This window comes from Luteimonas sp. A501, assembly GCF_054052085.1.
The window spans coordinates 451,952-461,662 of record NZ_JBSVRI010000002.1 but is presented as its reverse complement, the minus strand read 5'-3'; the positions used below and the strand labels follow the sequence as shown (position 1 = coordinate 461,662).

Below are 9,711 nucleotides of genomic sequence, written 5' to 3'. Positions count from 1 at the left end.
GTACCGCCCGACACGCGCGGCGGCGGCCGTTAAACTTGCGGCCATGACCGAATTCATCCCGCCCGGCACGCGCTTCATCGACCTCCCCTCGCCATTCGCCATGAAGCGTGGGGGCGAGCTGTTGCACGGACGCATCGCCTGCGAGACCTGGGGCACCCGCAACGCCGCGGGCGACAACTCGATCCTCATCCTCGCCGGCCTGTCGCCGGACGCGCACGCAGCCGCCAGTGCCGACAACCCGGCGCCCGGCTGGTGGGAGGCCATGCTTGGGCCGGGCAAGGCGATCGACACCAACCGCTGGCACGTGGTCTGCATCAACGCGCTCGGCAGTTGCAAAGGTTCAAGCGGCCCGGCGTCGATCGATCCCGCCACCGGTCGGGCCCATGGCCTGTCGTTCCCCGACGTCGCCATCGAGGACATTGCCGACAGCGCCGCGCACGTGGTGCATGCGCTCGGCATCGAGCGCCTGGCCTGCGTAATCGGCAACTCCATGGGCGGCATGGCGTCGCTGGCGCTGCTTGCGCGCCACCCGGGCATCGCCCGCAGCCACGTCAACGTCTCCGGCGCCGCGCGCGCGCTGCCGTTTTCGATCGCGATCCGCTCCCTGCAGCGCGAGGCCATCCGCCTGGACCCGCACTGGAACAACGGCGACTACAGCGAAGAACGCTATCCCGACAGCGGCATGCGCATGGCGCGCAAGCTCGGCGTGATCACCTACCGTTCGGCGCTGGAATGGGACGGCCGCTTCGGGCGCGTGCGCCTGGATTCCGACCGCCGCGACGACGAAGACCCCTTCGGCCTCGAGTTCGAGGTCGAAAGCTACCTGGAAGCGCATGCGCGACGCTTCGTGCGCAACTTCGATCCCAACTGCTATCTGTACCTCAGCCGCTGCATGGACTGGTTCGATATCGGCGAATCCTGTGGCGGCACCACGGCGGAAGGGCTTGCGCGCATCCGCGTCGAGCGTGCGCTGGCGATCGGCGTCCACACCGACATCCTGTTCCCCCTGCAGCAACAGGAAGAGATCGCCGACGGCCTGCGCGCCGGCGGCGCCGATTCGACCCTGTTGCCGCTGGAGTCGCCGCAGGGTCACGACGCCTTCCTGGTCGACTTCGCGCGTTTCTCCCCGGCGATCGGCGACTTCCTGGGTGGGCTCTGAGCCCGCGCACCGCGCCTGCGGAACACGCCGCGCATGCTGCAGCGCGGCGACCCGCCAGCCCCGGGCGTCGTACACTCGGGCCATGACCCAGCCCAGCGAACGCGCCCCCGACGCGCTGCCCGACATCGATTTCCCCGGCCGCGAGCTGCTGGTCGCCGGCATCGACGAAGCAGTCGGCGCGGGCGACGGCCATGCGGTCACTGCCGCGCTGCGCAAGTTCATGTGCGGGGTGATCCGCGATCCCGCGGTGCGCCTGCCCGCCTTCATCCATGAACCGGTCACCGACCACTACGCCCGCCGCGAGCTGTACCGCAGCGCCAGGCACGGCTACAGCGTGGTCGCAATGACCTGGGGGCCGGGCCAGGGCACGCCGATCCATGACCATGCCGGCTGCTGGTGCGTGGAGGGCGTCTGGACAGGCGAGCTGGAGATCAACCAGTACGAGCTGCTCGAGCGCGACGGCGAACGCTTCCGCTTCCGCTCCGCGGGCGGGATCCAGGCTGGCCCGGGCAGCGCCGGCAGCCTCATTCCGCCGCACGAATACCACACCATCCGCAACGCCGACCCGGATGCGATCGCGATTTCCCTGCACGTCTACGAGGCGCCGCTGGAGCTGTGCTCGCGCTTCGAGCCTGTCGCCGGCGAGTGGTACGCGCGCCGCGACAATGCGCTGCACACCGACGTGGCCGCCTGAGCGACGCAGGCGTACCGGCAGGCGGCACGCAGCCGCTATACTTGCCGCCCGCGCCGAAGTGGCGGAATCGGTAGACGCAGCGGATTCAAAATCCGCCGGCCTTAAAACCGTGTGGGTTCGAGTCCCACCTTCGGCACCAGATACTGCTTGTGCGCGTTCCACGAGGTGCAGCCCACGGCCTTCAGGGAGGGGTAGGAATTTTCCTACCCTGATTCGGGACGCACGCCGATACCGGCAAACCTTGCTTGCGGCGATCCTGTGCTGACCGGCAGCACAGCGCACCAACGGATGGAGCGCCGCCTACACGGAGTTACGGCCGTGGCCATTGGCCACGGTGCTGGGCCGGCGCCTCTTTTCATGCCTCCCGTGGCCACGCGCCCGGCGCGGCATCCGCCAGGCCGCTACCATGGCCGCATGTGCCTGATTGCGCTCGCATGGCGCCAGCATCCCCGCTATCCGCTGGCCATCGCCGCCAACCGCGACGAGGCCCACGCGCGGCCGACTGCGGCCGCAGGCCTCGACCCTGGCGATCCCGCGGTCTACGGTGGCCGCGACCTGGTGCAGGGTGGCGGCTGGCTGCAGGTCTCCACCTCCGGCCGCCTGGCGGCGGTCACCAATGTCCGCAACGGCCTGCAAACAGAAGCGGCGCCGCGCTCGCGCGGCTGGCTGGTGCGCGACTTCGTACGTGGAACCGCGGGCGCACCGGAGTTCACCGCCGGGCTCGATGAACGCGCGGACGAGTTCGGGCCATTCAACCTGCTGGCATTCGACGGCACCCGCCTGGCCTTTGCGAGCAACCGGCCGGCGGCCGCCCATGCGCTGGTGGAACCGGGCCTGCACGCCATGTCCAACGGTCCCTTCGACGCCGCCTGGCCCAAGAGCGGGCTGGCCACGCACGCGCTGGCGTCGTGGCTGGAATCCGGACTGTCGAAGCTCGATCCGCTGTCCGCCCCCGAGTCGCTGGAACCGCTGTTCACCGCGCTCGCCGATACCACGCTGGCGCCCGACGATGCCCTGCCCGACACCGGCATCGGCCTGGAACTGGAACGGAGGCTGTCGCCGCCCTTCGTCAGCAGCGACGACTACGGGACGCGCTGCAGCACGCTGGTGCTGGTCGGCGAGGATGGCTTCGTGTTCGCGGAGCGCCGCTTCGGACCCAGGGCGATCGTGCTGGGCAGCAGCCTAGCCTTCGTGCCGCGACCGCGGTCTTGAAGGCCTGGCGCGTCAGGGCGAGCTTGCGCGGCAGCGCAGCGGCGCATTGTCTTCCAGGCCCTGTTCCCAACCATTCGGGCGGCGCATGGCGATGGTGTCGTTGATGCAGGCGCGATCGGCCCCTTCGCGCATCGCGGTCGACGGCCCGGGCAGCAGCACCACGCCACCGCCGCTGGAGGCACCGACCTCGACCCGCCCGGTTTCTTCGGAATGCATGTCGTCCTGGTCATCGCCGTCGCCTTGATCCGGCTTTGCAACGGCGGCGACCGTCGGCTGCTGCCGCTCCTCGGGACCGAAGGCGGCACCGGTGACGTGACGGACGATGTCGGCAAGCAGGATGCCGCCCGCCACCGCGAGCAGCATCGGCAGCAGGAACGACCAGGGCGTGACGTCGGCGCGCAGGCGGGCAGGACTCATGGGCGTTCGCTCTCCGGGTTCGCCAGGCCGGCCAGTCGTGCGGCCAGATCCCATTGCCACCAGACTAGCGCTTCAACCATCCCGGACGCGCCTCGGGAAAACCCGTATGGGACGTACATGTGAAAGGCTCAGTCGTCCAGGTTTCCCTGGTCGGCTGAGCCTTTCGTCGTCGAAGCGATTGCGTACGGGCCGGAGCCTTTCCGCTTTTTCTTCGACGCCTGCGACGATAGCGCAGCTCCTGTTATGGGAGCGTCAATCGAGGCGACCGTTCGTCGGCGGTGCCGGCCAAGGCCACCAGCCGCGGCCGCTGAGCGCATAGCGGTCGGCCGCGCGCTCGAAGCGGTTGCGCACGCCAATCCCGCCGCACGCGAAGTACAGCGGCAGGAACAGCGGGCCCAGCACCATGTATTGCAGCACGTGGGCGCGCTCGTGATCGGCGAGCCGCACCGCGGGCTGCTCGCACAGTCCCGCACGATGCGCGTAGGTCATGCAATCGCAGTCGATGCTGTCACCGGTATGCAGGATCACGTTGCCCAGGGTCATCGCACCGCCGGGGCCCCACGGCACGCCATCGAAGACCAGCGCGAAATCGCGACTGCGCAGGCTGCCGCGCGCGCCGAATGGAAGCGCGGCCACGCCCACCAGCAAGCCGATCATGGTGTTTGGCAGCGTCCACGCCATGCCCAGCGCGCCGGCGGTCAACCGAAGCGCGCGCATTGCGGACGCGGCTAACCGTCTTCGGGCATCAACAGCCACAGCACCAAGTACACGAGGATGCCCGGGAACGCGATCGACAGCGCCGAAAACACAACGTAAAGCACGCGCAGCAGGGTGGAATTCCAACCGAACCGGCGCGCAAGGCCGCCGATCACGCCGGCGAGCACGCGGTCATCAAGCGGACGGCTGAGGCTGGGCCGGTCCGCGCTCATCGCTGCCCCAGCCACTCGTGGATCGCGCCGGGGACTTCCTTCTGCGCGCGGCCGGAAACGTAGATGCCGATGTGGCCACCGCGGAAAGAAAGTTCGGAATAGTCGCTGGTGCCGACCAGCCCGCCGAGCGGCCTGGACGCCGACGGCGGCACCAGGTGGTCCTGTTCGGCATAGATGTTGAGCACCGGCATGTCTATCAGCCCGAGGTGTACCTCACGGCCGCCGATATCGATGCCGCCTTTGACGAACCCGTTGCCCTGGTAGAACTGCTTGATGAACTGGCGGAAGGCTTCGCCGGCCTGGTCGGGCGAATCGAAGATCCACTTCTCCATGCGCAGGAAGTCCTCCATCGCCGCCTTGTCGTCGAGGATGTCGACCATGCCCACGTACTTCTGGACGAACAGCCGCCAAGGTTTCAGCGTCAGGTAGCACATGTTCATGAGGTCGGCGGGCACGTTGCCCAGGGTGTCGACGAACAGGTCGACATCCATCCCGCGGGTCCAGTTGGACAGCATGTTGTCCGGCGTGTGGAAATCCACCGGCGTGACCATGGTGATCAGGTTGCGCACCTTGCCGGGATTGAGCGCGGCATAGCTGAGCGAGAACGCGCCGCCCTGGCAGATCCCGAGCAGGTTGACCCCATCCAGGCCGTACTCCGCGCGCAGGTGGTCCACCGCGCCACCGATGAAGCGCTCGATGTAGTCCTCCAAGGTGAGGAAGCGGTCGGAGCGGTCCGGGTAGCCCCAGTCGATGATGTAGACGTCCTCGCCGCGCGCGAGCAGCTGTCGAACCAGCGACTTGTTGTCCTGCAGGTCGACCATGTAGGGGCGGTTGACCAGCGCATAGGCAATGAGCAACGGCACCTTCGCGGTGGGTACGCGATCACCGATGAAGCGGTAGAGCACGACCTTGCCGTCGCGCCAGACCTCCTGTTTTTCGGTGGCGCCGAAGTCGACGTCATCGACCTCGCGCAGCACCTGCAGGCCGGCGGCGAGCTTCTGCTGCAGCCGCATCGCTTCTTCGGCGAGTCCCGCCGGGGTGATGTTGAGCGGACCGTACATGTCAGCGCTTCCCCTTCTTCGCAGTGCCGGTCACTGTTTTCCTGGCGACTTTTTTCGCGGACTTCTTCGCCGCCTTTTTTGCCGCCTTTTTTGCCGCCTTCTTAACGGCCTTCTTCGCCGCCTTCTTCGAGACCGTCGCCGTCGACTTTGACTCCGGCTTCGATCCGATCGGTTCCGGCGCGCGCGGCACCGCACCGGCTATCGCGCCGCCGAAGCTACCGGCAGATGACCGGAACGCCTTCTTCGCGCCCTTCGCGAGGGCGGCGGCCGCGGGACGTTTCCCGACATTGGGCTTCGTGCGCTTGGCAGCCCGCTTGGCCACGGGCGTTGCCGCACTCCTGACAACGCTGTCCGCCGCGCGCTTCACGACCGGCGACGCCGCGCTCCTGGCAGCTTGCTTCACAGTGCCTGCCGGTGCGCCGCTGCCCTGCCCCTGTGCCACCGCATCACGCAGCTTCCGCACCTCGCGCTCGAGCTGTGCGAGCTTGCGGTGCGCACCATCAAGCTCGCTGCGCGTGGGCATGCCCCACTGCGCGCAGGCTTCCTCGACCATGCGCTGCACCCCGGCGCGCACGCGCATCTGCGCGTTGACCAGGCGCCCGTAGACCTCGCGGAATTCGGGCGACAGCGCGATCACGGCATAAGCCTCCTCGGCGGCGTCGATCCACAGGTCGAACAGCGCGCGCGCGGACTGCAGCTGGCGGCCGGGCTCTTCGCGTTCGATCAGCTTCGACTCGAAGATGGCGAACGCTTCCTGCTGGGCCTTGAGCATCAACGCGCTGTAAGCGTTGGACGCTTGCTGGTATTCGGCCACGTGGGCCGCGAGCGCCTGTGCGCGCTCCTGCTTTTCCCGGTCGGCGCCGAAGGCCGGCATCCGCAGCCAGGAGAGGCCTTCGTCGCGGAGCGAATCCAGCCACGGCGACGCGTCCTCCATCCACTGCTCAAGGCCCTGCAAGCCGTTGCCGCGCAGCGTGCGCAGCATCTCCGGGAACGGGTTCCCACCGGCCGCTCCCAGCGCCTCCTTCCAGGCACGGGCCACGTCGGCCGCGCTCGATTCCTGGCCGGAAAATCGCGCCGCGACTTCCTGCATCCGCGCATACCACTGCCGCGCCTGGCTGTTGAAATGCGCGAGGGCATCGTTGGTCCCGGTGTGGTCGCCATGTGCCAGCCGCGTCCACCAGTCCAGCGATTCCTGCCACGCTTCCGCGCCCGGGGGCACGGCCTGCGGACCGCCCATGCCGGGCATGCCGCCCATGCCCTGGATGCCGCCGATGCCCGGGATTCCTCCCATGCCCGGCACTCCACCGGGACCAGGCACCGCATTCCGCAACGCGTCGCCCAACGCGGCCCAATAGCGCCGTGCCAGTGATTCGAAATCGTCCCGTGGATTCCCCGACATCACGCGCCTCCGTCTGTTCGCTCCGATCATAGCAACCGCGGATGGCGGTGCCTGCGCGGTCAGGGTTTCGGGATGCGAATGGTCTTGCTGATCATCAGCGAGCCCGACAGCGCGTACACCAGCACCAGCGGGTGCAGCTGCCACGGACCAAGCTGCCATTGCCCAAACCACACATCGCTGCCCAGTGCGCCCTGCCAGGCGGCCACGGCCAGCAGCAGGACGATGCCGACGCTGCTCGGAATCGGCGCACCTTCGAAGTACTTCACCTTGTCGCCGCCATCGGCCAGAGTCTCGGCGGTGACGTTGTAGCGTGCCAGCCGGCTGACACCGCAGCCGACGAAGTAGCTCAGGATCACCCAGTCCCAGCCGCCCTGCAGGCCGCAGGCGTAGCCGAGCGCGGCCGGGGCGACGCCGAAGGAGATCACGTCGGCCAGCGAGTCCAGCTCGCGGCCCAGGGTGGACGCGACCTTGCGCCAGCGCGCGACGCGGCCGTCCAGCGCGTCGAACACGAAGGCCAGCGGGATCAGCGCCATGCCCAGCATCAGGTCACGGATGCCGTTCGCCCCCGCGCCCTCCTGCAGGTAGCGCATGGCCGCGAAGATCGCACCGGTGCCGCAGACGGCGTTGGCGAGGGTGAACCAGTCGGCGAGGTGGAAGTCGCGGATCATCGAGAAATGGCGCTGCCGGGTCATCGCCGCTCCGTCGCGGGGAAAAGGACTGCCAGCATGCCAAATCCGCCGTTGGCGTGGAGTAGTCGCAACCGGAAGCCCCGAGTCGCGGCTATAGCCGCTCCCACACCGGCACAGGCCGCTGTGTAGGAGCAGCTATAGCTGCGACCGGCATCTGCTTCGTGTGCCCGACACCCCATCGTATGACCGGTCCGCTCATTCACCGTGACCGCACCCCGTCGTGCGTCCTGCCCCCGATCAATCTCAGCGCGGAACCGCCAGGTGCGAAGCCTCCAACACCCCTGCCCCACGCGGCATCGCCTCGACCACCGCATCCACCGGCAGCGGCGCGCCATCGAGGTGGGCGTCGACGCGGTCCAGCGCCGCGTACACATAGGGCAAGAGCGGCAGGTAGCGCGCGCCGTAGTCGGGCAGCGGCAGGAAGCCGTCGAAGTGCTGCACGTTGCGCACCTGCCAGTAGCGCACGTCGCGGCCGGCGGCGCGGGCCTGGGCGACGTAGGGTGCGCTGCTGAACGCGACCGGGATCAGGCCGTCGTCGAGGCCGTGCACCACGATCACCGGCAGCCCGGCACGCGGTGGCGCGGCACGGGTCGCCGCGATGCCGGAGCGGACCCGTTCGGCGTCCGCGCCATCACCCGTCCACAGCGCGCGCAGGCACTGCAAGCCCTTGAGCGTGAGGTCGGGCGGCGCCAGGCCGGCGTCGACCAGGCCCACGCCCGAACCCGGGGGAATGCCGCTGGCCTCGGGCCACCAGGCGGCGCGCTCGGCGGCCGTGGCCGCGCGCGGCATGAAATCGGCGCCCTGGGCCGCGAACGAGAAGCCGCATGGACCCTCGCCCACGCCGTAGCGGCCGTAGGCGCTGGCGTAGGTCGCAGCCACCGCGCGCCACAGGTCGAAGCCCGCCGACAGCGCGCCGGCGCGGAGCGCTTCATCACTCCAGCCGGCGTCGCGCAGCGCGTCATGCGCCGCACGCGCCTGGCTCGCGGTATCGGCACCCGGCAGCAGGCCCTCGGCCGCCAGCGATGCGCAGCGCGCCGCGTACAGCGGCCGGACCTGGTCGAGCAGCGGCGGCTGCGGCAGGTTCTCCATATCCAGCAGCGCGCAGGGCATCAGCAGCGCGGCCTCGGTGGTGTAGTCGTACAGAGTGCGCGCGCCGGGCGCATCGACGTGGACGTTGGGCTCGCCCGCCACCACGGCGTCGAGCCAGTCGCCCTCGATCTCGGCCGCGCGCAGCACCGCGCCGCCGCCATTCGAGATACCGACCGCGATCACCCGCGTGTTGTCGAAGGTGAAGGGCGCCTGCGCCGGCAGGGCCTCGTCCAGGGACTGCAGCGCGAACTCGGCGGCCTGCTTCACGTGCCGGCCCCAGTCGGCCTCCGGATTGTCCTTCGAATGCGCGTGCTTGAAGGCGACGCCGGTGGCGGCGCCCGCGGCATCGGGCACGAAGGCGATGTCATCGGCCGTGCCGATGGCCACCGCGCGACCATCAGCGCCGAAGCCGATGCCGGCGTCGAGGTCGAAGTAGTCGCTGCCCGCGCCCTTGTCGGTGTAGGCCACCGCGCAGCCACGCGGCAGGGCCCAGGCGCCGGCGACGGCAATCGAGCCGTAGATGCCGCGCGAACCCGAGGAGGCTGTCACCACCACGCAGCGCTTGGCGGCATCGAAGGCATCGGGCAGCTGCACCAGGACGCGGTGCGGATGCTTCGCGCCCGGAACGGTGGCGTAGCCCGAGAACTCGCGCCCGGGCACCGCCGCGACGCTGCCGTAGAGCTCGCCATAACCACCGGATGGCCCCAGGTCGGCGATGCCGCGCCAGTTGCTCCACAGCGCGCGGCGACGGAGCTCGGCGACGGTCGGCGCTTCGGCGTCGGCAAAGGCCGGAGGCACCATCTGGCGCAGGCCGTCGATGCCCAGCCCGGCGGTGAGCAGGTCGTCGCCGTCGCGATGGGTGCTGCTGCGCTGGTGTTCGAACATCAGGGTCTCCGTGGTCGCGTCGCCGGCCATGTCGCGCGTGCCGGTGGAAGCGCAGCCGGCGGTGATCACGGCGGCGGCCAGCGCCGCCAAGGCGAGCAGGCGCGTCCCGGATGCGGTCGGGGTCGGGTCCGTAGTCTTGCGCACGCGCGCCACCTTCTTGAGCAGGGAATGCAGGCA

The 9,711-nt window shown here is 69.4% G+C and carries 10 protein-coding genes and 1 tRNA gene; 4 read left to right on the top strand and 7 right to left on the bottom strand.

The genetic code is table 11. The features are described 5' to 3' along the window. Positions 1-43 precede the first annotated feature (43 nt). From metX to ACW7G5_RS08650, 4 genes are all read left to right on the top strand, one after another. A complete protein-coding gene (gene metX / locus ACW7G5_RS08665) occupies positions 44-1,159 on the top strand; it encodes a homoserine O-acetyltransferase MetX (protein WP_457003621.1) in 1,116 nt (371 codons plus the stop codon). An 82-nt stretch (positions 1,160-1,241) separates the two neighbouring features. Continuing rightward, a complete protein-coding gene (locus ACW7G5_RS08660) occupies positions 1,242-1,853 on the top strand; it encodes a cysteine dioxygenase (RefSeq protein ID WP_457003619.1) in 612 nt (203 codons plus the stop codon). A gap of 52 nt (positions 1,854-1,905) precedes the next feature. Further along, a tRNA-Leu gene (locus ACW7G5_RS08655) sits at positions 1,906-1,992 on the top strand. 275 nt (positions 1,993-2,267) lie between these two features. Beyond that, positions 2,268-3,065 carry an NRDE family protein gene (locus tag ACW7G5_RS08650; RefSeq protein ID WP_457003617.1) on the top strand — a complete coding sequence of 266 codons (798 nt, stop codon included), beginning with the start codon at positions 2,268-2,270 and terminating at the stop codon, positions 3,063-3,065. A 12-nt stretch (positions 3,066-3,077) separates the two neighbouring features. Here the strand turns inward: ACW7G5_RS08650 and ACW7G5_RS08645 are convergent, their stop codons facing one another. From ACW7G5_RS08645 to ACW7G5_RS08615, 7 genes are all read right to left on the bottom strand, one after another. After that, complete coding sequence (locus ACW7G5_RS08645; protein ID WP_457003615.1) at positions 3,078-3,482, bottom strand: hypothetical protein; 405 nt, start codon at positions 3,480-3,482, stop codon at positions 3,078-3,080. A gap of 252 nt (positions 3,483-3,734) precedes the next feature. Continuing rightward, positions 3,735-4,199, bottom strand: coding sequence for a hypothetical protein (locus ACW7G5_RS08640; RefSeq protein WP_457003613.1), 465 nt, complete (start codon positions 4,197-4,199; stop codon positions 3,735-3,737). A gap of 11 nt (positions 4,200-4,210) precedes the next feature. Further along, positions 4,211-4,411 (bottom strand): PspC domain-containing protein, encoded by a 201-nt coding sequence (locus tag ACW7G5_RS08635; protein WP_457003611.1) that lies wholly within the window; start codon positions 4,409-4,411, stop codon positions 4,211-4,213. After that, positions 4,408-5,472 carry a class III poly(R)-hydroxyalkanoic acid synthase subunit PhaC gene (gene phaC / locus ACW7G5_RS08630; protein ID WP_457003609.1) on the bottom strand — a complete coding sequence of 355 codons (1,065 nt, stop codon included), beginning with the start codon at positions 5,470-5,472 and terminating at the stop codon, positions 4,408-4,410. The genes ACW7G5_RS08635 and phaC overlap by 4 nt, the downstream gene beginning before the upstream one ends. 1 nt (position 5,473) lies before the next feature. Continuing rightward, positions 5,474-6,871 carry a class III poly(R)-hydroxyalkanoic acid synthase subunit PhaE gene (gene phaE, locus ACW7G5_RS08625; protein ID WP_457003984.1) on the bottom strand — a complete coding sequence of 466 codons (1,398 nt, stop codon included), beginning with the start codon at positions 6,869-6,871 and terminating at the stop codon, positions 5,474-5,476. A 59-nt stretch (positions 6,872-6,930) separates the two neighbouring features. Further along, entirely contained in the window at positions 6,931-7,563 is a 633-nt protein-coding gene (locus tag ACW7G5_RS08620) for a CDP-alcohol phosphatidyltransferase family protein (RefSeq protein ID WP_457003608.1), read from the bottom strand. Positions 7,564-7,803: 240 nt separating this feature from the next. Beyond that, on the bottom strand, positions 7,804-9,678 hold the full coding sequence (locus ACW7G5_RS08615) for a 3-hydroxybutyrate oligomer hydrolase family protein (protein WP_457003606.1): 1,875 nt from the start codon (positions 9,676-9,678) through the stop codon (positions 7,804-7,806). Between the last annotated feature and the right edge of the window lie 33 nt (positions 9,679-9,711).

Coding starts and splice junctions, on each gene's coding strand:
- ACW7G5_RS08640 (WP_457003613.1), bottom strand. CDS start 4,199: ATGCGCGCGCTTCGGTTGACCGCCGGCGCGCTGGGCATGGCGTGGACG.
- phaE (WP_457003984.1), bottom strand. CDS start 6,871: ATGTCGGGGAATCCACGGGACGATTTCGAATCACTGGCACGGCGCTAT.
- ACW7G5_RS08635 (WP_457003611.1), bottom strand. CDS start 4,411: ATGAGCGCGGACCGGCCCAGCCTCAGCCGTCCGCTTGATGACCGCGTG.
- ACW7G5_RS08660 (WP_457003619.1), top strand. CDS start 1,242: ATGACCCAGCCCAGCGAACGCGCCCCCGACGCGCTGCCCGACATCGAT.
- ACW7G5_RS08645 (WP_457003615.1), bottom strand. CDS start 3,482: ATGAGTCCTGCCCGCCTGCGCGCCGACGTCACGCCCTGGTCGTTCCTG.
- metX (WP_457003621.1), top strand. CDS start 44: ATGACCGAATTCATCCCGCCCGGCACGCGCTTCATCGACCTCCCCTCG.
- ACW7G5_RS08650 (WP_457003617.1), top strand. CDS start 2,268: ATGTGCCTGATTGCGCTCGCATGGCGCCAGCATCCCCGCTATCCGCTG.
- ACW7G5_RS08620 (WP_457003608.1), bottom strand. CDS start 7,563: ATGACCCGGCAGCGCCATTTCTCGATGATCCGCGACTTCCACCTCGCC.
- phaC (WP_457003609.1), bottom strand. CDS start 5,472: ATGTACGGTCCGCTCAACATCACCCCGGCGGGACTCGCCGAAGAAGCG.